The sequence below is a fragment of the Streptomyces sp. NPDC088794 genome, assembly GCF_044750545.1.
In the GTDB taxonomy this organism is placed as follows: Bacteria; Actinomycetota; Actinomycetes; order Streptomycetales; family Streptomycetaceae; genus Streptomyces.
Window position 1 is genome coordinate 1 of sequence record NZ_JBIVKB010000033.1, and the last position, 23286, is coordinate 23286.

A 23286-nucleotide genomic window follows, 5' to 3' on the forward strand; every position below is an offset into this window, starting at 1 on the left:
GCTCAGGTCGAGGAACCGCTCGCCGGTGCGCAGCGGCTGTGGTGGAGCTGACGACCGCCCGCGTGCGCGCTGTGCGGGCCGGCCGCGGCGGGCCCGCACTGTTGTCGGCGTGTGACCCCGCATGCGGCGACAGAGAACGCCGTCGCCAGCGCCCTGGTGGCCACCCCGAACCTCCGCAGTGGAATAGCAGGTTTCTGCATGGCCTCAACGCTAGGCCCGATTCCGTTCTGTTTCGTCATACTGCGGTCGTCATCCCTCGGGAGACAGGCGGTACGACGTTACTCCGACGGGAGTACTCTCCGGAGCGCCGTGCGGGTGCCCTGCGCTTTCCCCGATGGTGCTGCGTCGACTGCCATCACTAGCCTTCTGCGTACGGGTTGCATCGCTTATCCGCATTCCTACTTCCCACCGAGCGAACCTGAGACGAACGTTAAAGAGCTGCTCACGCGCTCTGGTGAATGATCAGTTGTGGGAGCTTCTCGCGCCGTTGCTTCCGCCGTGGCCCGATAAAGGCGCCCGGTCCGCGGCCGGTGCCGGATCGGCAGTGCCCGCAGAGCATCTTGTACGTGCCGCATACCGGGATCGGCTGGGAAGACCTTCCGCAGGAATTCGGCTTCAGGTCAGGCATGACGTGCTGGCGGCGGATCAAGCGGTGGATCAACGCCGGGGTGTTCGACGATCTGTATCGGATCCTGCTTGCTCAGCTGAACGCGGCAAACGAGATCAACTGATCCCGGGCGGTGATCGACGGCAGTCACATCGACATTAAAAAGGGGGTCCCGGACCTTGAGTTCGCCCCCATTTCCAGCCCCCCCCGTGAGCGGAGTCGAGAACCACGCGCGAGACGTCGATGAGGCCGGCGTCATCGATTCGGTGCAGCACCGCCTCGTGCGGGCGGCCCCACACCCCGCCGCGACCAGATCGCTCAGACCGCCAAGCGGTCCGCGGAGTTCGCCGACTGCTACCGACGGATCGCGCACCGCCGGGGCAAGAAGATCGCCACGACGGCGATCGCCCGCAAACTCCTCGCCCGCGCCTGGCGCAAAGGCGTCTCGAACCACCCGGCACGCACTACGAGTTCGGCCCTCGGGGCGGGCCAGCATTCCTCCGCCCAGAGGGTGCACTACGCCCTTGACAGGCCCAGCCCTCATGGGTGGGTGTATCCGTCAGGTCTGGTGGATCGTGCGGTGGCTGCGTGCAGTCGGACGGAACAACGCAGACGCCTGCTGCCGGCCCGGCTGGTGATGTATTTCGTGCTCGGGCTGACCCTGTTCTCGCCGGCGCCGTATCTGGACGTGATGCGGCATTTGGTCGAGGGCCTTCGGGGTCAGGGCCTGCTGGGCGAACGGCACATCCCGGCGAAGTCGTCACTGTTCCGGGCCCGGCAGCGGCTCGGCCCGGAGCCGCTGCCAGTGCTGTTCACCACGACCGCGAAACCGATGGGCACCGAGGCCACTCCGGGGGCGTTCTGGCGGGGGCTGCGGCTACTGACGCTGGACGGGACCTGCTGGGATGTTGCCGACAGTCCCGCCAACGAGGCCGCCTTCGGCCGCCCCGACAACGCCCGCGGCCACGACAAGAGTTCCCTTCCCCGAGTGCGGATGGCCTGCCTGATCGAGGTGGGCACGCACCTCGTGCTGGACGCCGAGCCGGCCGACTGACGCACCGGGGAAGTCACCCTGGTGGGCCGCCTGCCCCGCTCCTGCGACGCCGGTCAACTGGTCCTGGCCGACCGCGGGATGTGTGTCAGGTGCCAGGGCGAGCACGCCACGCTTCCTGGAGCGCCGGCTGCACGTCTTCCCCGAGAACGAGGTGTGTCGTCCTGCCCGGCAGGGTGGGCAGCTCAGCCCAATGAGTCACCGTGTCATCGTCGGCAAGACCGTAGGGCAGACGGACATATCCGTCAGAGTCGACGAAGCAATTCCTGTGTTCCGTTCCGTCCTCACTGAAGTGCCGAGTCGTGAAGTACATCGGCCTTACCAGCCAGAACGCCTCCTTCACCGGGTTCTCGGACTCGGCGCTGGCAGCTGGGTACCGGCCCGTGACCGCCGCTGCCACCGGTACACCGTCCTGCGGCAGCCTTTCACGTGCGTCGATCCAGGTCGTCTGGGTGTTCAGATTCGCCATCCCTCTCCTCAGTCAAGCGTTCGGATGCCTGTTCTTCGCCCATGCGCCCGCACATCGGCAAGACCGTTGTACCGATCTCGGCATCCGGTAGGACTGCCCGGCGCTTGCGCAGGTTGAGTGAGCCGGGACGAACGCGGACCGAACACTTCCGACTTTCTGCCTTCCCTCTCGGATCGCGGCAGATCACCAGCCGACACCGCGACCTCATTTGCGACGATCAGTAAGAACTCCGGCCAGGGCTTCGTCGGTGTTGTCCACGGAGCACAGCAGCGGGTGGTGGCCGAAGCCGCGCTTGTAGGTCGCCGCTGCCTGCTCCTTCTCGGGTGGGAGGTGACCAGGGTGCAATGCCCGTGCAACCACAGGGAGTTGAGGGACCGTACAACCGACCCCCGGAACGCGACCTGAACCCGCCCAGAAGTCGGTCCGAGCTCAGACGGTCCCCGGTATCACTAGCCCCGACTCGTACGCCACGATCACCAGCTGTGTCCGGTCCCGCGCCCCCAACTTGCCCATGATCCGGCTGACATGGGTCTTCGCGGTCAGCGGGCTGAGCCCCAACGCGTCACCGATCTCGGTGTTGTTGAGACCACGCGCGACCAGCGCGAGCACCTGCCGCTCCCGTTCGGACAGCCCGCTCGGCCCGCCCACCGCGGAGGTCGTCCCGGTGTTCGGCGCGCGCAGAAAACGGGCGATCAGCCGCGAGGTGGGACCGGGCGAGAGGAGGGACTCCCCCGCGGCCACCGTCCGGATGGCATCGAGGAGTTCGGCCGGCCTGATGTCCTTCACGAGGAAGCCGGACGCCCCGGCCCGCAACGCCTCGACGATGTGCTCGTCGGTCTCGTACGTCGTCAGGACGAGCACCTTCACCCCCGCGAGATCCTCGTCGGCGGCGATGAGCCGGGTCGCCTCGATCCCGTCGAGGTCGGGCATGCGGATGTCCATCACGACGAGATCGGCCCGCGCCGACCGGGCCAGCGCCACGGCCTCCCGCCCGGTGCCCGCCTCGGCGACGACCTCCATGTCCTTGGCCGACGAAACGAGCATCGCGAAGGAGGCCCGTACAAGGTTCTGGTCGTCGGCCAGCAGTACGCGGATGCTCATCGGACCTCGTCCTCCCGGGACAGCGGCAGTGCGGCGCTCACCTCGAAGCCCCCGGCGGGCCCCGGACCGGCGTCCAGTGTGCCGCCCACGCTACGGGCCCGCTCCCGCATTCCGACGAGCCCGAACCCCGCCCCGCCCTCGGACGGGCCCGCCCCGCCGCCCGAACCGGCGTCCCCGCCCGTCCCGTCGTCCCTGACACTCACCCGCAGTGCACCGTCCGCGGTCCACAGCCCCACCCGCACGGTGAGGTCCTCGCGGCCACCGTGACGTACGGCGTTGGTGAGCGCCTCCTGCACGATCCGGTACGCGGCGGCGCCCACGGAGGGCGGGATGCCGTCCGCACGGACGGACAGTTCGACCCTGGCCCCGGCCACCCGGCCGGTCTCCGCGAGACCCGCCAGTCCGTCGATCCCGGGCAGCGGCCCCCGCATGTCCTCGGCCCCGGAAACAGAACCGGCCAGCGGGTCCAGGGCCTCGTGGAGCTCTATGGCCAGCCCGGGCCCGCAGGGTTCGCCCAAGATCCGGCGCCATGCCGTGAGGGTGGAGGCAACCGGACCGTATACCTCGCGCTGGTCACGAGCAGGTGCCGCACGGCCGCAACCGGTGCAGCGCATTGGCGAAGGAGCCGGTCAGACCGGTGGCGTCGGCGAGATCGGCCAGCAGGCGTGATCCCGCGTGGCTGCCTCAACGTCCCAGCTCACAAGGCACTTTCGTGTTTCCGCTCAAGATCCGGACACGACAGTAAGTGAAACGCGCGGGTTAGGGGCGCGGGGAACTGCGCGACCAGCCACGCACGACCCGCGCCCCGAAACTCACAGAACCAGGCAGACGAATCCGCGCCTTAAATCCCTTGCCACGCAGGCTTGTTGACGAAGGTATGCCGGAAATAATCGGCCAACTTCAGCTTGGAAGCGGCCCCTTCGTCGACGACAACCGTCGCATGCCGGTGGAACTGCAAGGCTGACGCAGGGCACACCGCAGCAACCGGCCCCTCCACAGTCGCCGCCACCGCATCCGCCTTGCCCTCACCCGTCGCCAGCAACACCAAATGCCGCGCCTCAAGAATCGTGCCGATCCCCTGAGTGATCACGTGATGTGGCACCTGATCGATATCGCCGTCGAAGAACCGCGCGTTGTCCACCCGAGTCTGCTCGGTCAACGTCTTGATCCGCGTACGAGAAGCAAGCGAGGAACAGGGCTCGTTGAACCCGATGTGCCCATCGGTCCCGATCCCGAGCACCTGCAGATCGACACCGCCGGCCTCGGCCAGTGCCAGGTCGTACGCCTCGCAGGCCCCCTGCACATCGGCGGCCGTCCCGTCCGGCCCGATGAACGCGTCCATGGAGATCCCCAGCGGCTCCAGCACCTCGCGCCGCAGCACCGAGCGGTACGACTCCGGGTGCTCGGCCGGCAGCCCCACGTACTCGTCGAGCTGGGCGACCCGCGCCCGCGAGGCGTCCACGTCACCGGAGCGCACCTTGGCCGTCAGCGCCTCGTAGATGGGCAACGGCGTCGAGCCGGTGGCCACGCCGAGCAGGGCGTCCGGCTTGCGCCGCAGCAGCTGTGCCATGGCCTCGGCGATGAGCTCGCCGCCCGACTTGGCGTCCGGAACGATGACAACTTCCACGCTGGGCCTGCCGATCTGAAGAGTGTCATGTGGTTTAGACCAATAGTGAGGCCAATCTAACAGAATCGGATCTGTCCTCCCAGGTGGAACCTGCTGTTCTCCCAGGTGATCGGGCGGCACCCGCATTCCACTCGGAGGACGGGCATCATTCGCCGTGGGGGAGTCGAATGAGCCCCACCCGCACCCAGCCCGCTCGGAGGAAACCCATGACCGCCACCACACCGGATCCCCAGCGCGACCTCCCGGGCGACCTCCCGGGCGGGATCATGGCCCGCGAGATGGCCGAACAGCCCGCCGTACTGCGCCGCATCCTCGCCGAGGGTGCCCCCGGCATCCGGCAGGTGGCCCGGGAGATCGCCGCCCGCAACCCCCGCTTCGTCCTGCTCACCGCCCGCGGCACCTCCGACAACGCGGCCCTCTACGCCAAGTACCTCCTGGAGATCCGCCTCGGCCTGCCCTGCGGACTCACCTCGATGTCCACCACCACGGCCTACGGCGCCCTGCCCGACCTCACCGACGTCCTGGTCGTCACCGTCAGCCAGTCCGGCGGCTCCCCGGACCTGGTGGCCTCGACCCGCGCCGCCCGCGAGGCCGGCGCGATCACGCTGGCCGTCACCAACAACCCCGACTCACCGCTGGCGGGCGTCTCCGAGTACCACATCGACATCCTGGCCGGACCGGAGAAGGCCCTCCCCGCCACCAAGACGTACACGGCCTCCCTGCTCGCGCTCTACCTCTTCGTGGAGGGCCTGCGCGACGGCGACGGCGCCCCCGCCCAGGTGCTCCCCGACCTCGCCGAGCAGCTCCTCGCCCGGCAGGACGAGATCCGCGCCCTCGCCGGCCGCTACCGCTTCGCCGAGCGCATGGTCATCACCTCGCGCGGCTACGGCTACCCCACGGCCAAGGAGGCGGCCCTCAAGCTGATGGAGACCAGCTACATCCCCGCCCTCTCCTACTCCGGCGCCGACCTCCTGCACGGCCCCCTCGCCATGGTCGACAACGTCTCGCCGGTCATCGCGGTCGTCACCGACGGCAAGGGCGGTGAGGCCCTCCAGCCCGTCCTGGACCGGCTGCGCGGACGCGGCGCCGACCTCGTCGTCATCGGCCCCAAAAGCCAGGTCGAGCAGGCCTCGGCCGGCTTCGTGCTGCCCACCGAGGGCGTGGCCGAGGAAGTCCAGCCCATCCTGGAGATCCTCCCGCTCCAGCTCCTGGCCTACGAGGTGACCATCGCCCGCGGCCAGGACCCGGACGCGCCCCGCGCCCTGGCGAAGGTGACGGAGACCCGCTGAGATCGCCTCGCCGAGCACCCCCGCACAGGAACCCCCACGGGTTAGGCTGCCGTCGGGGAAATAACAACAATCAACAGGCTTCAACGCATGGACACGCAGAGTGGTCTAGTCCAGAATTGAAGCGCTGTACGCACAACCGCGAGACTTCCGCCTTCCCCGCACAGGAAGGCGGACCGAGGAACCGGAGCTCTCTGCCCTGACTGCCCCGGGTCCTCATCCTTCGGCCGACCGGGATCGCACACCCCACGGCCGTTGTTGCTCCGGGCTGCGGTGCCGGGAGGGTTGAGGGTCCCTCCCAGGCGCCGCGGCCCGCGGGTGTTTTTACGCCCCTCACATACCCCCAGGTACGCTCGCCACGTGCCCTCCATGAACGAACTGGTCCGCCAGCACACCGCACTCGACGACTCCGACCTCGAGTGGCTGCATCTGCTGGTCTCGGAGTGGCAGCTGCTCTCCGACCTCTCCTTCGCCGACCTGGTCCTGTGGGTGCCCACCCGCGACGGCACGCGCTATGTCTCCGTCGCCCAGATGCGCCCCAACACCGGCCCCACCTCCTACCACGACGACATGGTCGGCCACCTCGTCCCGCGCGGCCGCCGCCCCATGCTGGACGCGGCCCTGGACGAGGGCCGGATCGTGCGCGAGGGCGATCCCGAGTGGCGCGAGGAGGTCCCGGTCCGGGTCGAGTCGATCCCGGTACGACGGGAGGGGCGCGTCCTGGGTGTCATCGCCCGCAACACGAACCTGCTGACCGTGCGCACCCCGAGCCGTCTGGAGCTGACGTACCTCCAGAGCGCCTCGGACCTCGCGCAGATGATCGCGGCCGGCGCCTTCCCGTTCGCGAACCAGCAGATGGACATGGACGCCGCGCCCCGCGTCGGCGACGGCCTGATCCGCCTCGACGCGGACGGCATCGTCCAGTACGCCTCACCGAACGCGCTGTCGGCGTACCACCGCATGGGCCTCGCCTCCGACCTGGTCGGCCAGCACCTGGGCCGGACCACCGCCGAACTCGCCCCGACCCGGGGGCCGGTGGACGAGGCGCTCGCCAAGGTGGCCAGCGGCTGGGCGCCGCGCGAGTTCGAGATCGAGGCGCGCGACGGGGTCATCCAGTTCCGCGCCATCCCGCTCAAACCCAAGGGCACGCGCATCGGTTCGCTCGTCCTACTCCGTGACGTCACCGAACTGCGTCGCCGCGAGCGGGAGTTGATCACCAAGGACGCCACCATCCGGGAGATCCACCACCGGGTGAAGAACAACCTCCAGACGGTCGCCGCCCTGCTGCGGCTCCAGGCCCGGCGCATCGAGTCGGACCGTGGCCGGGAGGCCCTGGAGGAGGCGGTGCGGCGGGTCGGTTCGATCGCGATCGTGCACGAGACGCTCTCCCAGAACCTGGACGAGCGTGTGGAGTTCGACGAGATCGCCGACCGTGTCCTCGCGATGGTCGCCGAGATCTCGCCGGGCAAGGTGGCCGGCCGGCGCAGCGGCCGCTTCGGCATCCTGGACGCCGAGGTCGCCACCCCGCTGTCGATGGTCCTGACCGAGATCCTGCAGAACGCCCTCGAACACGGCTTCCGCGAGGGCGACACCGGCACGGTCGAGGTGTCGGCCGTCCGCGGCGGCACCAGCAAGGAGGCCCGCCTCCTGGTCACCGTCCAGGACGACGGCGTCGGCCTGCCCGAGGGCTTCGACCCGCACACCGACGGCAACCTGGGCCTGCAGATCGTACGGACCCTGGTGGAGGGCGAGTTGGGCGGCACGTTCGACATGGTCCCGGCGCCGGAGCGGGGGACCCGGGTGATCCTGGACGTGCCGGTGGAAGCCGACAAGTAGTCAACTCCCGGGAAGATCCCGGGAAGAGCCCGAGGAAAGCCCGGGGCAGGGGAGAAGCCCGGGGACAGCAAAGGGCCCCGGACCTTGTGTGGTCCGGGGCCAGTGCTCGTTGCTGCTCGTTCGCAAAGCGTAAGCGCATCGGGGGTACTGCGCGCTGCGGCTCGGGGGCGGGAGATGCGTACTCGCTGTACGCGCCGCCAAGCTCAGGCTTGTGGGGCGGGTGTTGTCAGGCGGTTGCCTGACGGGCCCGGTTGCGGGCGGCACGGCGCTTCATCGCGCGACGCTCGTCCTCGCTGAGACCACCCCAGACGCCGGAGTCCTGACCGGACTCGAGCGCCCACTGCAGACACTGATCCATAACGGGGCAGCGACGGCAGACGGCCTTGGCTTCCTCGATCTGCAGCAGCGCAGGACCGGTGTTGCCGATGGGGAAGAAGAGCTCGGGGTCTTCCTCGCGGCAAACGGCGTTGTGACGCCAGTCCATGGCTGCTACCTCTCCTTGGTATTACGTGCGGGTTGCTTGTGAATGTGAACGCTTTCACGAATCCCTCAACAAGTGAAGGGCCGAACGCCAGGTTCGCTGGCGGGGTCCTGTGGATTGAAGAGGGGTTCCGGTGATCCGTGGAGGCCGGTGTTGCGGGCCGTCTCGATCGCCACGTAGAGACTCGCAAACCTCAGCGGCGGATACAACCCCTTCTGGAAAGTTTTTTTTGATTCCTCGGTGTCGACTAGGTCACAGCCGTACTTCCATGGGGTGGACCCTGGCCTAAACGTTCGAGTGAAAGGACTTCAGCCCTTTCTGCTCACACAATCACACGCAGTGCACGGCGTACGCCTGTGAACGTCACGCTCGTGCGCAGTCCGAGGTGGTCGCCGTCCATCTGAAGGGGCAGGGGGACCTTCGAATGCAAGGTGAACTGGTCCAGGTCATGCAGGGTCACGGCGTGCTTGCCGTGTGCTCCGCGTTCGGGGGACGAAGTGAGCAATTGTGTGGCATACCGGGCGGCGGAGACCGTGGACATGCGGCTGAGACCGAGTACGTCGAGCCCGGTATCGAACGAAGCCTTAGGCGTTGCGTACACCGGACGATTACCCAGATACGTCCACGGTGAGGTATTGCAGATTATGGAGGCCACCAGATCGGTCACCGGTTCGGCGTCGGGCCGCTCCAGTGTGATCGTGCCGTGCCGGCGATTGGGCTCCTGGATGAACTGGCGTGCGACCTGGCGCAGGTAAAGGGCGTGCGTGGATTTCTTTCCCCGCTCCCGCTGTTGCTCGACCCGGCCGACCACACCGGCGTCGAAGCCGAGCCCCGCGCAGAAGGTGAACCAGCGCGAGGGCACCGCCTCGTCCTCGGTGCCCGGGGTGCCGGCGGCCAGACCCATTCCCACGGTCCGTTCACTGCCCTCGCGCAGGGCGTCGAGCAGGGCGCCGGTCGCCTCGACGGCGTCGTTGGGCAGGCCCAGGGCGCGGGCGAAGACGTTGGTGGAGCCGCCGGGGACCACGGCGAGGCGGGGCAGACCGTTGGGGTTGGGGCCCGCGTGCAGCAGGCCGTTGACCACCTCGTTGACCGTGCCGTCGCCGCCGAGGGCGACCACCAGGTCGATGTCCTCGCTGTCTGCCGCCTGCCGGCCCAGGTCGCGTGCGTGGCCGCGGTACTCGGTGGTGACCGCTTCCAGCTTCATCTCGCTCGCGAGTGCATGAATCAGGACATCGCGCGTACGTGCGCTTGTGGTGGTTGCCGCCGGATTGACCACGAGAAGTGCACGCATGAGTTGCAGCGTACCTACTGGGTGGTACTCGGCACAGGTCGAGTAGGGATCAGGTAAGAGCAGAGGACGTGAGCCTCACCACGGCGGACCGTCCGGCCCGCTCCGGACGGCGCCGCCCCCGGGACTACCCTTCAGAGGTGACCAGTGAGCAGACTCCCACCGCTTCGGACAGCACCGACCCGCGCCCGCGCCGCCTGACCTACGCTGCCGCGCTCGCGGGTCTCGAGGGAATCGCGCTGGCCGTCGGGGGCCTGTGGATGCTCGTGGAGGGCCTGGCCGGCGACCCCGACGACCGCGGGTCCGCCGTCACCGGCGGCATCACCCTGGCCGTCCTCGCACTGCTGCCGCTGCTCGCCGCACGCGGGCTGCTGCTGCGCCGTGGCTGGAGCCGGGGCCCCGCCGTCATCACGCAGATCATGGCGCTGCCGGTGGCCTACACCCTGCTCCAGGCCGACAGCATCGCCATCCCGGCCGGGATCGCACTCGCCGTCGTGGCCGTGGCCGCACTGGTACTCCTGGTAAACCCGGAGACGAACCGAGCCCTCGGCATCCGGGGCCCCGGCGGAGCACAGGGCGACCAGAAGTAGCCACGGCGCCGGGACGACCGGACGAAACACCTGCGACGGGGCGACCGGACGGAGTTTCCGCGGCGGGACGAGCCAACGGAGCCTCCGAGGGCGGGGCACTGCAAGCAGCTGCTCCTTGGGGGCGACCGCAAGTGGCTCCTGCCTTCCGGGTGCCCGGGCGTTGCCCTTGGGGCGGCGCGACCGGACGGAGCCTCTGCGTCGGGACGACCGGACGGAGCCCCTGCGGGCGAGGCGACCGAGCGAAGCCTCCGCGGGCGGGGCACCGCAAGCGGCTGCTCCTTCAAGGCGACCGCAAGTGGCTCCTGCCTTCCGGGCGCCCGGACGTTGCCCCTGGGGCGGGGCGACCGGACGGAGCCCTTGCGGGCGAGGCGACCGAACGAAGCCTCCGCGGGCGGGGCACCGCAAGCAGCTGCTCCTTCAGGGCCACCGGAAGTGGCTCCTGCTTCCCCGGGTGCCCGGACGTTGCCCCTGGGGCGGGGCGACTGGATGGAGCCCCTGTGTCGGGGCACCGGAAGTAGCCGCTCCTTCAGGGCGACCGTCAGCAGCCCCTGCCTCAGGTCGGACGCAAAGCGGCCCCTGCCCCGACGCGCCCCTACTCCTCGACGAGCAGCTTCTCCCGCAGCTGTGCCAGCGTGCGCGCGAGCAGCCGGGAGACGTGCATCTGCGAGATGCCGACCTCCTGGGCGATCTGCGACTGCGTCATGTTGCCGAAGAACCGCAGCAGCAGGATCCGCTTCTCGCGCGGCGGCAGATCCTCCAGCAAGGGCTTGAGGGACTCGCGGTACTCGACGCCCTCCAGGGCCTCGTCCTCCGCGCCCAGGGTGTCCGCGACGGCCGGGGACTCGTCGTCGGTGTCGGGGACGTCCAGCGACAGCGTGGAGTACGCGTTGGCGGACTCCAGGCCCTCCAGGACCTCCTCCTCCGAGATGCCCAGCTTCTCGGCCAGCTCGTGGACCGTGGGGGAGCGGCCGTGCAGCTGCGAGAGCTCCGCGGTCGCCGTGGTCAGCGACAGACGCAGCTCCTGGAGCCTGCGCGGGACGCGGACCGCCCAGCCCTTGTCACGGAAGTGCCGCTTGATCTCGCCGACGACCGTCGGGGTCGCGTACGTCGAGAACTCGACGCCGCGCTCCGGGTCGAAGCGGTCGACCGACTTGATCAGGCCGATGGTGGCGACCTGGGTGAGGTCGTCCAGCGGCTCGCCGCGGTTGCGGAAGCGGCGGGCGAGGTGCTCGACGAGCGGCAGGTGCATGCGGACCAGCCGGTTGCGCAGGTCCGCGTACTCCGGGCTGCCGTCCTTCAGCGTGCGCAGCTCGATGAAGAGCAGACGCGCTCCGCTGCGGTCCCGTGGGTCGTGGTGCGTGGCCTGCTGGACGCTCGGTGCGCCCGGCTGGACGCCGGGAGCGCCCTGTTGGACGCTCGGCGCGCCCTGCCCGTCGGCCTCGGGGTTTCGCTCGTGCTCGCTCATCGTCCCGCCCGTTGTCCTTCTCCGAGCGCCGGCCGCCGGACGGAGCGGGGGGATCCCGGTCCGTCCGTCCACGGGCGCGCTCTGCACGGCACCTTCCCGATTCCGCAGCCCGTCCGGGGAAGCGGTCTCCGAGGAGTCCTCCTCCGGATGCGGCCGGGCCTGCTCGGGGATGCCGGCCATACCGTCGATGCCGTCACCAATGCGTCGGGACCCGCCTGTGCCCTCGGCCGGCAGCTCCCGTGTGCCGCGCTCTTCGTCACGCACCGGCCCGTCCCCTGTCCTCACGCCGGCCCGGGTCCCGCGCCGCGCTGTTTGTAGAGGCTGATCGAAACGGTTTTGTCGTCGTCCACCGCGGAGGAGACCTTGCCTGCCAGGGCGGACAGGACGGTCCAGGCGAAGGTGTCCCGCGCGGGGGCGTGACCGTCCGTGGTCGGCGCCGAGACGGTCACCTCCAACGAGTCGTCGACAAGCCGGAAGACACAACTGAGCACCGAGCCGGGCACGGCCTGCTGGAGCAGGATCGCGCAGGCCTCGTCCACAGCGATGCGCAGGTCCTCGATCTCGTCGAGGGTGAAGTCCAAACGGGCCGCGAGGCCGGCCGTGGCCGTACGCAGCACCGACAGGTAGGCACCCGCAGCCGGCAGCCGGACTTCCACGAAGTCCTGGGTCGCGGGCTCGCCTGCGATCTGGGACACCCTCACCTCCAAGGTGGTACAAGCATTTCAGGGCCGAGGGTCGCCCCCCGGAGTAACGCGACGTGTGCTTCAGCGGTGACGCTATCGCGCTCCGAACTTTCCTGTCCCCAGGACCCCAACCCCTTGCTGTCACTCATAGTAAACCTTCGGATACGCTCCGTGGCTAGGGGGTCGGCGGGCCCAATTGGGAAGAGCGCGCGCCGGGTTGACGTACCCAGACGTCAGACCGTCGAACCGTCGGTGAAGCGGAGTCGTGCCGCGTCACACGAGCACATGGTCCACGAAGCACCAGCGCCAGCTCTCACCGGGTTCGAAGGTCCGCATGATCGGATGACCGGAATCCTTGTGGTGCTCGGTCGCGTGCCGTCCCGGAGACGAGTCGCAGCAGCCGACATGGCCGCAGGTGAGGCACAGCCGGAGCTGGACCGGGTGCGTACCGTCCCGTAGACACTCGGGGCAGGTTTCGTTGAGCGGTCCGGGTTGCGGGTGCGGCAGCGCGTCGGCATGCGTGCACTGTTTCATGATTGCCAGATTACGACGGCCGTGCGGATGGCCGCGCGGAAAACCAGAGGGCGGGCGAGGACGATGGACGTGATGCCACTGCTGTTGCTGGTGGCGGGCAGCGCCGCGGTGGCCGCGGCGGCGCGGCGCACACCGGTGCCGGCGCCGCTGCTGCTGGTCGCGGCGGGCCTGGTGGTCTCGTACGTCCCCGGAGTGCCGGGGTACACCCTCGATCCTGACGTAGTACTGCCGCTCGTGCTCCCGCCGCTGCTCTACACCTCGGCCACCGACAGCTCCTATCTCGACCTGCGCGCGCAACTGCGGCCGGTCGCGCTGCTGTCGGTCGGGTACGTGCTCTTCGCGACCTTCGTGGTCGGCTGGGCCGCCTACCAGATCGTGCCGGGGCTGCCGTTGACCGCGGCGCTGGTGCTGGGCGCGGTGGTGGCGCCGCCGGACGCGGTCGCGGCCACGGCCGTCGCGCGCCGGGTCGGACTGCCCTCCCGAGTCACCACGATCCTTCAGGGCGAGTCCCTGGTGAACGACGCCACCGCCATCACCGCCTACCGGGTCGCGGTCGCCGCCGCGGTCGGCGAGGGCGCGACCTGGGCGGGCGGGATCGGCGAGTTCCTGCTGGCCGCGGTCGGCGGCGTGGGCATCGGCCTCATCCTGATGGTGCCGCTCCACTGGCTGCGCACCCACCTCAAGGAAGCGCTGCTCCAGAACACGCTCTCCCTGCTGATCCCGTTCGTCGCGTACGCGGTCGCCGAGCAGGTGCACGCCTCCGGTGTGCTCGCCGTGGTCGTCGTCGCGCTCTACCTGGGCCACCGCAACTGGGAGGTCGACTTCGCGACCCGCCTCCAGGAGGAGGCCGTCTGGAAGATGGTGGCATTCGTCCTGGAATCAGCGGTGTTCGCCCTGATCGGCCTGCAACTGCCCGTAGTCCTCAAGGGCCTTGGTGCCTACGAGGGTGGCCGGGCCGCCTGGTACGCGGTCGCCGTCTTCCTCGTGGTCGTCGCCTCCCGCTTCATCTGGGTCTATCCGGCGACCTTCCTGCCCCGGATCCTTTCGGCCAGAATCCGCAGACGCGAGGAGAACCCCACCTGGAAGGCGCCGTTCGTCATCGGCTGGGCCGGCATGCGGGGCGTGGTCTCGCTGGCGATCGCCTTCTCCATCCCGGAGCACATGCACAACGGCGAGGAATTCCCCGGCCGCAACCTCATCCTCTTCCTGACCTTCACGACGGTCATCGGCACCCTCGTCGTCCAGGGCGTCACCCTGCCCCCGCTGATCCGCCTGCTGAAGCTCCCCGGCCGCGACACCCAGGCCGAGACCCTCGCCGAGGCCAACGCCCAGGCGCAGGCCTCACGAGTCGCCGAACAGCGCCTGGACGAACTCCTCGCCGACGAGAGCAACGCGCTCCCGCCGCCCCTCGCCGACCGCCTCCGCTCGGCCCTGGAACGCCGCCGCAACGCGGTCTGGGAACGCCTCGGCCAGGTCAACCCCATCACCGGCGAATCCGTCGACGACACCTACCGCCGCCTGTCCCGCGAGATGATCAGCGCCGAACGCGCGATGTTCGTCCGCCTCCGCGACGGCCGCTACATCGACGACGAAATGCTGCGCACGATGCTGCGCAGACTCGACCTGGAGGAGGCAGCGGCCTTCCGGGAAGCGGCGTGAGGCTCCGCCGGAAGCGCGGGGTGAGGGCGTCGACCGATCGCGGCGATCGAAATCCGGATGCGCCGGCCCGCGGGGCGATCGCATACTCCCGGCATGGCTCCGCCCTCCGGCCGCTTCCGGGACCCGCGACACACCGCTGACGACTTCCTCGGCTCGATCATCGTGTGCTGCCCGGGCTGCGCGAAGGCCGCCCGTGTGGTTCCGGAGCCGGGGGCCTACGACCCCCGGGCCTGGTTGCTGTTCAGGCCTCGACGTCTCGTCTGCCGCGGCTGTGGGCTGTCGCGGATGTGGAGCGGCCGCGAGGTCGCGCCGGCCCGCGGCTCGGCCGGTCCCGTGACGGATCCGTACTTCGGCACGCCGCTGTGGCTCCAGGTCGAGACCCGACACGGGTGGCTGTGGGCGTACGACCTCGAACACCTCGACCTGATCAGCCGTTTCGTCCAGGCGCGGCTTCGTGAGCGGGCGCCCTGGTACGACACCGGACGGAAGATGACGCTGGTGGCGCGCCTGCCGGTGTGGATCAAGCGGGCGAAGAACCGGGACGACGTCCTGCGTGCCATAGGCCGGCTCAGGGAAAGGGCCGTCCGGTGATCACCGCCGCCACCGTCGTCCCGCGTGGGAACGCGCCTTCGTCGGCAAGGGCGACAAGTCCGTACAGCAACTTGGCGACATACACCCGCTCGACGGCCACCCCGTGCCGCTCCTCGAAATCCCCCGCGAACGCGTCGAGTTCGGGGGACGTGCGCGCGTAGCCGCCGAAGTGGAAGCGGTCGTCGAGGGTCCAGTCGCCGCGGGGGCCGCCGAAGGCCGCGTGTTGCAGGGATCGTATGTCGGCGCCCAGGAAGCCGCCCTTGAGGACCGGGACGCCCAGGGCGCGTTGGCCGGGGGCGAGGCCCGCTGCCAGGCCCGCCAGGGTGCCGCCGGTGCCGCAGGGGAGGGCGACGACGTCCGCGTGGCCGCGCAGTTCCTCACCCAGGGCCCGACAGCCGCGTACCGCCTCGGTGTTGCTGCCGCCCTCCGGGACGACGTAGGCGTCCGACGCGTCGGCCTCGCGCAGCACGCGCGCGAGGGTGTCGGGGTCGGTCTTGTGGCGGTACGTCGACCTGTCGACGAAGTGGAGTCGCATGCCGTCGGCCGCGCAGCGGGCGAGTGAGGGGTTGAGGGGTCGGTCCGCCAGTTCCTGGCCGCGCACCACACCGATCGTGGGCAGGCCGAGCAGGCGGCCGGCGGCGGCCGTGGCCCGGAGGTGGTTGGAGTACGCGCCGCCGAAGGTGACGACGGGGCGGCCGGCTGCGGCGGTGAGGTTGGGGGCGAGTTTGCGCCACTTGTTGCCGATCAGCTCCGGGTGGATCAGGTCGTCCCGCTTGAGGAGGAGACGGACGCCGTGGCGCGCGAACCGCTCGTCGGCCAACTCCTGGAGAGGGGAGGGGAGTCGGGGGTGCAGGGCGGCCGCCGGGTCGGGGGCGGCGGGGTTGTCGGAGCCGGTCACCCGGCCATTGTCCCGGCCGTGGGGCGGTCCCGCTCGTTCGGTGTTCGACGTGCCAATCGACTATGCGTCCGACTCTTCCCAGCCGCTGGTGATCCATTCCCGCTCTTTCGTGTAATAGCACCGGCACGCTCCGTGATGGAAGGGTTGCCCGTGCACATTGATGCTCCGGCGCTGACCGGCGCCGGTGCAGACCGGGAGGGCAATTCTCATATGTCGGTAGGCGAAGAGGTCCGTACGGAGCAGGGCAAGCCGCAGCAGAGTCTCGGCACGGCTGCCGCGCGGAACCTGGCCACCACGACCAAGTCCGCGCCGCAGATGCAGGAGATCAGCTCGCGCTGGCTGCTGCGCATGCTGCCGTGGGTGAACGTCCAGGGCGGTACGTACCGGGTGAACCGGCGACTGAGCTACGCCGTGGGGGACGGGCGGGTCACATTCGTGAAGACGGGGGACCGGGTCGAGGTCATCCCCGCCGAGCTGGGCGAACTGCCGGTCCTGCGCTCCTACGAGGACGAGGAGGTGCTCGCCGAACTCGCCCAGCGCTGCCGGCAGCGGGAGATCGCGGCGGGCGAGGTGATCGCCGAGTTCGGCAGCCCGACCGACGAGGTCTACCTGTTGGCACACGGCCGGGTCGAGAAGATCGGCCAGGGCCCTTACGGCGACGACGCGGTCCTCGGCGTGCTCGCCGACGGCGCCTACTTCGGCGAGGCGGCCCTGCTGGGCCCGGACGCCATCTGGGAGTGCACGGCCCGCGCGGTCACCGCCTGCACGGTGCTGACGCTGACCCGCTCGGACGTCGAGATGGTCGCCGAGCGCTCCGACTCCCTGCGCGAGCACCTCCAGCAGGCGCGCTCGATCCCGGAGCAGCGCACCAACAAGTTCGGCGAGAAGGAGGTCGACCTCGCGGCCGGCCACTCCGGCGAGCCGGACATCCCGCACACCTTCGTCGACTACGACGCCCGGCCGCGCGAGTACGAGCTGAGCATCGCGCAGACCGTCCTGCGCATCCACTCGCGCGTGGCCGACCTCTACAACCAGCCGATGAACCAGACCGAGCAGCAGCTGCGGCTGACGGTCGAGGCGCTGAAGGAGCGCCAGGAGCACGAGCTGGTGAACAACCGCGAGTTCGGACTGCTCAACAACTGCGAGTACGACCAGCGCCTCCAGCCGCACGACGGCGTACCCAGCCCCGACGACCTGGACGAGCTGCTCACCCGGCGCCGCGGCACCAAGCTGCTGCTCGCCCACCCGCGCGCGATCTCCGCGTTCGGCCGCGAGCTGAACAAGCGCGGACTGGTCCCGGAGACCATCGAGGTGGCCGGAAACCGCATCCCGACCTGGCGCGGTGTGCCGATCTACCCGTGCAACAAGATCCCGGTGAGCGAGGCCCGTACGACCTCGATCATCGCGATGCGCACCGGCGAGGCCGAGCAGGGCGTGATCGGTCTGCAGCAGGCGGGCATCCCGGACGAGATCGAGCCGAGCCTGTCCGTGCGTTTCATGGGCATCAACGAACAGGCGATCATCAACTACCTGGTGACGGCGTACTACTCGGCCGCGGTCCTGGTGCCGGACGCGCTCGGCGTTCTGGAGAACGTCGAGATCGGCCGCTGGAGGTGACGTTTCTGCACCTCCGGGCCGTGTCCGCGCCGGTCGGGGAGGGTAGATCTCGGTCGTACGCGCCCAGCGGCAGCGGAAGCTCCACCGTCCGCGGACTGACCGAGGGAGATCCCATGGCCGAGTTCAGGACGGCGGAGCAACAGCCGGCGGCGGAGCAGTCGTCCGTCGCCGGGCCGTCGCTCGACGGGCACGAGGCGGCGGAGATCCTGGAGCGCACCCGGGCGTCCGTCGACCCCGAACTGCGCGCCGCCATCGACTCGTTGCCCGGCTCCATGCGCCGGATCGCGCTCTACCACTTCGGCTGGGAACACGCGGACGGCACACCGGCGGCGGGCAGCGCGGGCAAGGCGATACGCCCGGCGCTGGTCCTCACCGCGGCCGCCGCTCTCGGCGGACCGGGGGCGCGCGCAGCGGCCGTACGGGCAGCCGCGGCCGTGGAGTTGGTGCACAACTTCACGCTGCTGCACGACGACGTGATGGACCGCGACACCACCCGCCGGCACCGGCCCACGGCGTGGACCGTGTTCGGCGACGCCGACGCGATCCTCGCCGGGGACGCGTTGCAGGCACTGGCCCTGGGGCTGCTCGCCGAGGACCCGCACCCGGCGTCCTCGGCGGCCGCCGCCCGACTCGCCGCCTGTGTCGTCGAGTTGTGCGCGGGACAGCACGCGGACACGGCGCTGGAGCGGCGGCACCCCGGCGAGGTCACCCTCGACGAGGTGCTGACCATGGCCGAGGCCAAGACGGGCGCTCTGCTGGGGTGCGCGTGCGCCCTGGGCGCGCTGTACGCGGGGGCGTCGGACGACGACGTCGAGGCGCTGGACGCGTTCGGCCGCCAGGCCGGGCTCGCCTTCCAGTTGATCGACGACGTCATCGGCATATGGGGCGACCCGAAGCGCACCGGCAAGCCGGCCGGCGCGGACCTGGCCGTCCGCAAGAAGTCCCTGCCCGTCGTCGCCGCGCTCACCTCGGGCACCCCGGCGGCTGCCGAGTTGGCCCAGCTGTACGAACTCCCTTACGCCAAGGAGGATCTGGAGCGGACGGTGCTGGCCGTGGAGCGGGCCGGCGGACGCGACTGGGCGCAGGTCCAGGCCGCCGACCGGATGGCCCGCGCGATGGACGAACTGACCCGCGCGGTCGCCGACCCGGAGGCGGCGGGCGGACTGCTGGCGCTGGCGGAATTCGTTACGCGGCGCAGCAGTTGAGCCGGAACACGGATACCGGGCCCCCACAGGACCGGTTCAGCCGAAGCGCGGATACCGGGCGGCCACCGGACAGATAGCGGAGGCAGGTTCTGGGCAGGTTCTGGGCAGGTATCTGGACCCCGGACCCGATCGACCGATCATGCGGCTCCTGACCCCGCACGGTCGGCGTCGGCTCCGGTTCGGGCGGGTCCCGCACATCCCCACGGTGTGCGGGGCCCGCCCTTGTACGCCCACACGCACTCGGTAGGGTCAACGCCCGTACAGCCAAGGCTGGTTGAGACGAGGGGTGGGGCGATCCATGGGCGTGGTGATCCGGACGGCGGGCGAGGGCGACCGGGAGCTGGTGGTGAGGCTGCTGGACGAGGCCTTCCAGGAGGATCCGGTCAGCAACTGGGTCTTCCCCGGCGAGGAGTACTTCCGGGCGACCCATCACCGGCTGATGGCGGCCTTCACGGACATCGTGTTCGCCGAGGGCCGGATAGACATCGCCGAGGACGGCGCCGCGTGCGCGCTGTGGCTGTCCGTGCCCGCGGGGGAGCACGCCGACTCCGACGGTGAAGCCGGCTCCGACGGCGAGGACGACGGGCCCGTCCAACTGCGCGCCGCCGTCGACCCGGAGAACGAGCGCGTCGAGCTGATCGGCCGGCTGACGCAGGACATCCACCCCACCGACCGCCCGCACGAGTACCTGTGGATGATCGGCGTCGTACCGGGGCGCCAGGGCGAAGGCCTCGGCGCCGCGCTCATCGGCCACGAGCTCGACCGCTGCGACCGCGAGGGCCTGCACGCGTACCTGGAGGCGAGCAGCGCCCGCAGCCGCGCCCTGTACGAACGTCTCGGCTTCGAACTCAACGACCGCCCCCTCGACCTGCCCGACGGCCCGCAGATGTGGCCGATGTGGCGCGAGCCCCGTATCTGACGTATCCCGCGAGCCCCGTGTCGTACCGGACGTATCCGACGCGAGCCCGCCGCCGCACGGACGGGGCCCCGTACCTCAGGGGTCCTCCTCCGGCACCACCGTCGCCACGATCCGCTCCACCAGCCCCTCCGGCACACCCACCCCGGGCAGTACGCCGTCCAGGACGCCCGGCAGGGTCAGGTGCTCCAGGATCAGGCCGAGCATGGCGAGGTAGAGCACGGTGACCGTCTCGTCGCCGCCCGGCAGACCCGCCGCCCGGTGGAACGCCATGCCCTCCTCCAGGTCGGCGCGGACCGACTCGGTGTAGGAGGCGCGCAGTTCGGGCCGCCGGGTGGCCTCCAGGCGCATCTCCAGGAGGGCGAGATAGCCCGTCCGGTCGCCGGTCGCCCGCGCCAAGATGTCCCGCATGAGGGCGGCGACCAGGGCCCGGTCCTTCGGCGCCTTCATCAGCTCGCCGGTCACCTCGGGGTCGGGCGCGAGGCGCTGGTGCAGTCGGGCGTCGATCTGGCGGAGCAGTTCGTCGCGGCCGGTGAAGTAGTTGGAGGCCGTGCCCGCGGGCACCCCCGCCTCAGCGTCCACCGCGCGGAACGTCAGCCCCCGCGCGCCCTCGCGCGCCAGCACCTCGACGCCCGCGTCGACGAGAGCGGCCCTGCGCCGCGGGTTGCCCGCCATACGGAATCCCCTCTCCTGCCTGACCGGCTACGCCCGGCTCGAGCCCGTTCCGGGGTTCACCCGGAAACACCCTTGCGACCACTACAACTGAAGTACTACAACTGAAGTGGTTCACACGGCATCCGCAGCCTACGGAAAGAGCACAGCTTGCGAAAGCTCACCTACTTCATCGCCTGCTCCATCGACGGCTTCATCGGCGACCCGGCCGGTGACGCGACGTCCATGTACGCCTTCGTCGACGAGGAGTTCCTCGGCTTCCTCGCGGCGGAGTACCCCGAGACCCTCGCGACCCGGGGCCGTCGCCACCTCGGCCTCGACGACCTGCCCAACAAGCGGTTCGACACGATCGTCCAGGGCCGGGCCAGCTACGAGCTCGCCCTGAAGGAGGGTGTCACCAGCCCCTACGCCCACCTGCGCCAGTACGTGGCCTCGCGCACGCTCGACGCGTCCCCTGACCCGGACGTCGAGATCATCGCCGAGGACCTGGCCGGCCGGGTCCGCGCGCTGAAGGCGGAGGACGGCGAACTCGGCGTCTACCTCTGCGGCGGCTCCCGGGTGGCCGGCGAACTGCTCGACGAGGTCGACGAGTTGGTCATCAAGACCTACCCCCAGGTGTACGGCTCCGGTATGCCGATGTTCGGCGCCGGCTTCTCCGCCACCGACTTCACCCTGGAGTCCGTACGCGCCTTCACCAACGGCGTCCTCGTCCGCACGTACGCGCGCAAGCGCTGACCGTCCTACGCTGAGGGCATGGACAGCTCAGAGCACGTCTGTCCGGCCTGCGGACAGCCTGTGGAGACGGTCGTCCGGCGCCACAAGACGCTGGGCGCGTGGGTCCCGCGATGGGTGGCGGGACCGTGCAGGAACCCCGAGTGCGAGACGTTCCCGAACCCGGCGGAAGAACCCCCGGAAAAAAAGTCCTGAGAAATATCCTCACCCCTGTCGAGAACCTGGACCCGGCTCCGACGTCCCCCGTGAGAAGCCGCCCACGACCGGGCGGCACGAGCCGAAGGAGCGGACTCATGAAGTACCTGGTCATGGTGCAGGGCACACAGGCGGAGTACGACGGCATGCAGGGCAAGCCCAGCCCGGGCTGCCCGGCCTGGAGCGAGGCCGAGATGCAGGCGATGTTCGCCTACATGGGCGCCCTCAACGACGACCTGTCCGAGTCGGGTGAGTTCATCGACGCGCAGGGGCTGGCCGAACCGGCGAAGACCCGGCTGGTGGCGCTCGGCGAGGACGGCAAGGCCGTGATCACCGACGGACCGTACAGCGAGACCAAGGAGCTGATGGCCGGCTACTGGGTCCTGGACTGCGCGAGCCTGGAGCGCGTCACGGAGATCGCCGAACACGTCACCCGCTGCCCCCAGCCCGCCGAGGCCGTCAAGCGCGCGGTGGTCATCCGGCCCATCCCGGACGGCGCCGGGGACATCTGAGCCGGATGCGCGACACCACCGGGAGCACCGGCATCGAGGACCTGCTGCGCCGCCACGCGCCGCAGGTCCTCGGCGCGCTGGTGCGCCGGTACGGCCATTTCGACGCGGCCGAGGACGCCGTACAGGAAGCGCTGCTCGCGGCGGCCGGGCAGTGGCCGTCGGCGGGTGTGCCGGACAACCCGCGCGGCTGGCTGATCAAGGTCGCCTCGCGGCGGCTGACGGACGCGCTGCGCGCCGACGAGGCCCGCCGGGCGCGCGAGGAGCGGGCCGTGGCCCTCGAACCGCGCGCGCCGCTCACCGCCGGGGACCGGGCCCCGCGCGAGGACGACACCCTCTCGCTGCTCTTCCTGTGCTGCCACCCCGACCTGCCCCCGCCCGCCCAGATCGCGCTCACCCTGCGCGCGGTCGGCGGCCTGACCACCGCCGAGATCGCCCGCGCGTACCTGGTCCCCGAACCGACAATGGCCCAGCGCATCAGCCGGGCCAAGGCGAAGGTGCGGGGCGTGCGCTTCGGCCGCCCGGACCACTGGCAGCACCGGCTGCCCGCCGTCCTGCACACCCTCTACCTGATCTTCAACGAGGGCTACACGGCGACCTCCGGTACGAGCCTGCAGCGCCGTGAGCTGTCCGGCGAGGCGATCCGGCTGACCCGCACCGTCCACCGGCTGCTGCCCGAGGACGGCGAGGTGGCCGGACTGCTCGCCCTGCTGCTGCTCACCGACGCCCGCCGCGAGGCCCGCACCGGCCCGCACGGCGAACTCGTCCCGCTCGACGAACAGGACCGCGAGCGCTGGGACAAGTCGGCGATCGAGGAGGGCGTCGCGCTGGTCACGGGTGCGCTGGCCAGGGGACCGGCCGGCCCCTACCAGGTGCGCGCGGCCATCGCAGCCCTGCACGACGAGGCACCGGACGCGGCGGCCACCGACTGGCCCCAGATCCTCGGCCTGTACGAGGTCCTGGTCCGCCTGGTCCCCGGTCCCGTCGAGCGCCTCAACCGTGCCGTCGCCGTCGCCATGGTCGAAGGACCGCACGCCGGGCTCGCGGAACTCACCGTCCTGGAAGGGGAATTGGGCCACCGCCCGGACGCGGTGCGCGGACATCTCCTGGAGCGGGCGGGGGCGTACGAGGAGGCCCGCGCCGCCTACGAGTCGGCCGCCGGGCAGACCCTGAGCCTGCCGGAGCAGCGGTATCTGCGGGCGCGGGCGGCGCGGCTGGGGCCGTGACGTGTTGGGGGCGGGACGATGATGTGTCGGCGGCGGGACGGTGCTGTG

General features: G+C 70.3%; 23 protein-coding genes and 2 pseudogenes. 13 read left to right on the forward strand and 12 right to left on the reverse strand.

Going from position 1 to position 23286, the window contains the following annotated elements; translation table 11 throughout:
* The first annotated feature begins 458 nt into the window (after positions 1–458).
* Entirely contained in the window at positions 459–731 is a 273-nt protein-coding gene (locus ACIP6U_RS47600) for a transposase (RefSeq protein ID WP_401729670.1), read from the forward strand.
* A gap of 43 nt (positions 732–774) precedes the next feature.
* On the opposite strand, the pseudogene ACIP6U_RS47605 reads toward ACIP6U_RS47600, so the two are convergent.
* Positions 775–915: pseudogene (locus ACIP6U_RS47605) on the reverse strand (IS5/IS1182 family transposase); the annotation flags it as partial.
* A 242-nt stretch (positions 916–1157) separates the two neighbouring features.
* On the opposite strand from ACIP6U_RS47605, the gene ACIP6U_RS47610 reads away from it, so the two are divergent.
* Positions 1158–1661 carry a transposase domain-containing protein gene (locus ACIP6U_RS47610; RefSeq protein ID WP_401729672.1) on the forward strand — a complete coding sequence of 168 codons (504 nt, stop codon included), beginning with the start codon at positions 1158–1160 and terminating at the stop codon, positions 1659–1661.
* Positions 1662–1746: 85 nt separating this feature from the next.
* On the opposite strand, the gene ACIP6U_RS47615 is transcribed toward ACIP6U_RS47610, so the two are convergent.
* From ACIP6U_RS47615 to nagB, 4 genes and pseudogenes are all read right to left on the reverse strand, one after another.
* Positions 1747–2127, reverse strand: a complete 381-nt coding sequence (locus ACIP6U_RS47615; RefSeq protein ID WP_401729674.1) for an AQJ64_40280 family protein — start codon at positions 2125–2127, stop codon at positions 1747–1749.
* Positions 2128–2556: 429 nt separating this feature from the next.
* Positions 2557–3228, reverse strand: a complete 672-nt coding sequence (locus ACIP6U_RS47620; RefSeq protein ID WP_401729676.1) for a response regulator — start codon at positions 3226–3228, stop codon at positions 2557–2559.
* A pseudogene (locus ACIP6U_RS47625) lies at positions 3225–3671 on the reverse strand (sensor histidine kinase); the annotation flags it as partial. The pseudogene ACIP6U_RS47625 and the gene ACIP6U_RS47620, both read right to left, overlap by 4 nt.
* 398 nt (positions 3672–4069) lie before the next feature.
* Positions 4070–4855, reverse strand: a complete 786-nt coding sequence (gene nagB, locus ACIP6U_RS47630; RefSeq protein ID WP_401729677.1) for a glucosamine-6-phosphate deaminase — start codon at positions 4853–4855, stop codon at positions 4070–4072.
* A gap of 206 nt (positions 4856–5061) precedes the next feature.
* Here nagB and ACIP6U_RS47635 point away from each other — a divergent pair, with 206 nt between their 5' ends.
* Both ACIP6U_RS47635 and ACIP6U_RS47640 read left to right on the forward strand, forming a co-directional pair.
* Entirely contained in the window at positions 5062–6144 is a 1083-nt protein-coding gene (locus ACIP6U_RS47635) for an SIS domain-containing protein (RefSeq protein WP_401729679.1), read from the forward strand.
* Positions 6145–6501: 357 nt separating this feature from the next.
* Positions 6502–7977 (forward strand): sensor histidine kinase, encoded by a 1476-nt coding sequence (locus ACIP6U_RS47640; protein WP_401729681.1) that lies wholly within the window; start codon positions 6502–6504, stop codon positions 7975–7977.
* Between the two features lie 226 nt (positions 7978–8203).
* Here the strand turns inward: ACIP6U_RS47640 and ACIP6U_RS47645 are convergent, their stop codons facing one another.
* On the reverse strand, positions 8204–8461 hold the full coding sequence (locus ACIP6U_RS47645; protein ID WP_010353616.1) for a WhiB family transcriptional regulator: 258 nt from the start codon (positions 8459–8461) through the stop codon (positions 8204–8206).
* Positions 8462–8780: 319 nt separating this feature from the next.
* Entirely contained in the window at positions 8781–9749 is a 969-nt protein-coding gene (locus tag ACIP6U_RS47650; protein WP_401729683.1) for a diacylglycerol/lipid kinase family protein, read from the reverse strand.
* A 137-nt stretch (positions 9750–9886) separates the two neighbouring features.
* On the opposite strand from ACIP6U_RS47650, the gene ACIP6U_RS47655 reads away from it, so the two are divergent.
* Positions 9887–10336, forward strand: coding sequence for a hypothetical protein (locus tag ACIP6U_RS47655; protein WP_401729685.1), 450 nt, complete (start codon positions 9887–9889; stop codon positions 10334–10336).
* 592 nt (positions 10337–10928) lie between these two features.
* On the opposite strand, the gene ACIP6U_RS47660 is transcribed toward ACIP6U_RS47655, so the two are convergent.
* From ACIP6U_RS47660 to ACIP6U_RS47670, 3 genes are all read right to left on the reverse strand, one after another.
* Entirely contained in the window at positions 10929–12086 is a 1158-nt protein-coding gene (locus ACIP6U_RS47660; RefSeq protein WP_401729687.1) for a SigB/SigF/SigG family RNA polymerase sigma factor, read from the reverse strand.
* A complete protein-coding gene (locus ACIP6U_RS47665) occupies positions 12083–12496 on the reverse strand; it encodes an anti-sigma regulatory factor (protein ID WP_030784224.1) in 414 nt (137 codons plus the stop codon). Before ACIP6U_RS47665 ends, ACIP6U_RS47660 begins: the two co-directional genes overlap by 4 nt.
* A 261-nt stretch (positions 12497–12757) precedes the next feature.
* On the reverse strand, positions 12758–13018 hold the full coding sequence (locus ACIP6U_RS47670; RefSeq protein WP_401729689.1) for a UBP-type zinc finger domain-containing protein: 261 nt from the start codon (positions 13016–13018) through the stop codon (positions 12758–12760).
* Between the two features lie 63 nt (positions 13019–13081).
* Between ACIP6U_RS47670 and ACIP6U_RS47675 the strand changes: the two genes are divergently transcribed.
* Positions 13082–14677, forward strand: a complete 1596-nt coding sequence (locus tag ACIP6U_RS47675) for a Na+/H+ antiporter (protein WP_401729691.1) — start codon at positions 13082–13084, stop codon at positions 14675–14677.
* A gap of 93 nt (positions 14678–14770) precedes the next feature.
* Positions 14771–15268: a hypothetical protein gene (locus ACIP6U_RS47680; protein ID WP_401729692.1), complete on the forward strand. Its 498-nt coding sequence runs from the start codon at positions 14771–14773 to the stop codon at positions 15266–15268.
* Here ACIP6U_RS47680 and ACIP6U_RS47685 read toward each other — a convergent pair.
* Positions 15246–16166, reverse strand: a complete 921-nt coding sequence (locus ACIP6U_RS47685) for a 1-aminocyclopropane-1-carboxylate deaminase/D-cysteine desulfhydrase (RefSeq protein ID WP_401729694.1) — start codon at positions 16164–16166, stop codon at positions 15246–15248. The genes ACIP6U_RS47680 and ACIP6U_RS47685 overlap by 23 nt on opposite strands.
* A 210-nt stretch (positions 16167–16376) precedes the next feature.
* Here ACIP6U_RS47685 and ACIP6U_RS47690 point away from each other — a divergent pair, with 210 nt between their 5' ends.
* From ACIP6U_RS47690 to ACIP6U_RS47700, 3 genes are all read left to right on the forward strand, one after another.
* A complete protein-coding gene (locus tag ACIP6U_RS47690; RefSeq protein ID WP_401729695.1) occupies positions 16377–17783 on the forward strand; it encodes a family 2B encapsulin nanocompartment shell protein in 1407 nt (468 codons plus the stop codon).
* A gap of 113 nt (positions 17784–17896) precedes the next feature.
* Positions 17897–18988, forward strand: a complete 1092-nt coding sequence (locus ACIP6U_RS47695; RefSeq protein ID WP_401729697.1) for a family 2 encapsulin nanocompartment cargo protein polyprenyl transferase — start codon at positions 17897–17899, stop codon at positions 18986–18988.
* A gap of 298 nt (positions 18989–19286) precedes the next feature.
* On the forward strand, positions 19287–19907 hold the full coding sequence (locus tag ACIP6U_RS47700; protein ID WP_401729699.1) for a GNAT family N-acetyltransferase: 621 nt from the start codon (positions 19287–19289) through the stop codon (positions 19905–19907).
* Positions 19908–19982: 75 nt separating this feature from the next.
* Here the strand turns inward: ACIP6U_RS47700 and ACIP6U_RS47705 are convergent, their stop codons facing one another.
* Entirely contained in the window at positions 19983–20579 is a 597-nt protein-coding gene (locus ACIP6U_RS47705) for a TetR/AcrR family transcriptional regulator (RefSeq protein WP_401729701.1), read from the reverse strand.
* Between the two features lie 147 nt (positions 20580–20726).
* Between ACIP6U_RS47705 and ACIP6U_RS47710 the strand changes: the two genes are divergently transcribed.
* The 3 genes from ACIP6U_RS47710 to ACIP6U_RS47720 all read left to right on the forward strand — a co-directional run bounded on the left by ACIP6U_RS47710 (position 20727) and on the right by ACIP6U_RS47720 (position 23238).
* Positions 20727–21311 (forward strand): dihydrofolate reductase family protein, encoded by a 585-nt coding sequence (locus ACIP6U_RS47710; RefSeq protein ID WP_401729703.1) that lies wholly within the window; start codon positions 20727–20729, stop codon positions 21309–21311.
* Positions 21312–21601: 290 nt separating this feature from the next.
* Positions 21602–22015, forward strand: coding sequence for a YciI family protein (locus ACIP6U_RS47715; protein ID WP_401729705.1), 414 nt, complete (start codon positions 21602–21604; stop codon positions 22013–22015).
* Between the two features lie 5 nt (positions 22016–22020).
* A complete protein-coding gene (locus tag ACIP6U_RS47720; protein WP_401729707.1) occupies positions 22021–23238 on the forward strand; it encodes an RNA polymerase sigma factor in 1218 nt (405 codons plus the stop codon).
* The last annotated feature ends 48 nt before the right edge of the window (positions 23239–23286 follow it).

Coding starts and splice junctions, on each gene's coding strand:
- ACIP6U_RS47600 (WP_401729670.1), top strand. CDS start 459: ATGATCAGTTGTGGGAGCTTCTCGCGCCGTTGCTTCCGCCGTGGCCCG.
- ACIP6U_RS47615 (WP_401729674.1), bottom strand. CDS start 2,127: ATGGCGAATCTGAACACCCAGACGACCTGGATCGACGCACGTGAAAGG.
- ACIP6U_RS47620 (WP_401729676.1), bottom strand. CDS start 3,228: ATGAGCATCCGCGTACTGCTGGCCGACGACCAGAACCTTGTACGGGCC.
- ACIP6U_RS47635 (WP_401729679.1), top strand. CDS start 5,062: ATGACCGCCACCACACCGGATCCCCAGCGCGACCTCCCGGGCGACCTC.
- ACIP6U_RS47645 (WP_010353616.1), bottom strand. CDS start 8,461: ATGGACTGGCGTCACAACGCCGTTTGCCGCGAGGAAGACCCCGAGCTC.
- ACIP6U_RS47650 (WP_401729683.1), bottom strand. CDS start 9,749: ATGCGTGCACTTCTCGTGGTCAATCCGGCGGCAACCACCACAAGCGCA.
- ACIP6U_RS47670 (WP_401729689.1), bottom strand. CDS start 13,018: ATGAAACAGTGCACGCATGCCGACGCGCTGCCGCACCCGCAACCCGGA.
- ACIP6U_RS47675 (WP_401729691.1), top strand. CDS start 13,082: ATGGACGTGATGCCACTGCTGTTGCTGGTGGCGGGCAGCGCCGCGGTG.
- ACIP6U_RS47680 (WP_401729692.1), top strand. CDS start 14,771: ATGGCTCCGCCCTCCGGCCGCTTCCGGGACCCGCGACACACCGCTGAC.
- ACIP6U_RS47690 (WP_401729695.1), top strand. CDS start 16,377: ATGTCGGTAGGCGAAGAGGTCCGTACGGAGCAGGGCAAGCCGCAGCAG.
- ACIP6U_RS47695 (WP_401729697.1), top strand. CDS start 17,897: ATGGCCGAGTTCAGGACGGCGGAGCAACAGCCGGCGGCGGAGCAGTCG.
- ACIP6U_RS47700 (WP_401729699.1), top strand. CDS start 19,287: ATGGGCGTGGTGATCCGGACGGCGGGCGAGGGCGACCGGGAGCTGGTG.
- ACIP6U_RS47705 (WP_401729701.1), bottom strand. CDS start 20,579: ATGGCGGGCAACCCGCGGCGCAGGGCCGCTCTCGTCGACGCGGGCGTC.
- ACIP6U_RS47715 (WP_401729705.1), top strand. CDS start 21,602: ATGAAGTACCTGGTCATGGTGCAGGGCACACAGGCGGAGTACGACGGC.
- ACIP6U_RS47720 (WP_401729707.1), top strand. CDS start 22,021: ATGCGCGACACCACCGGGAGCACCGGCATCGAGGACCTGCTGCGCCGC.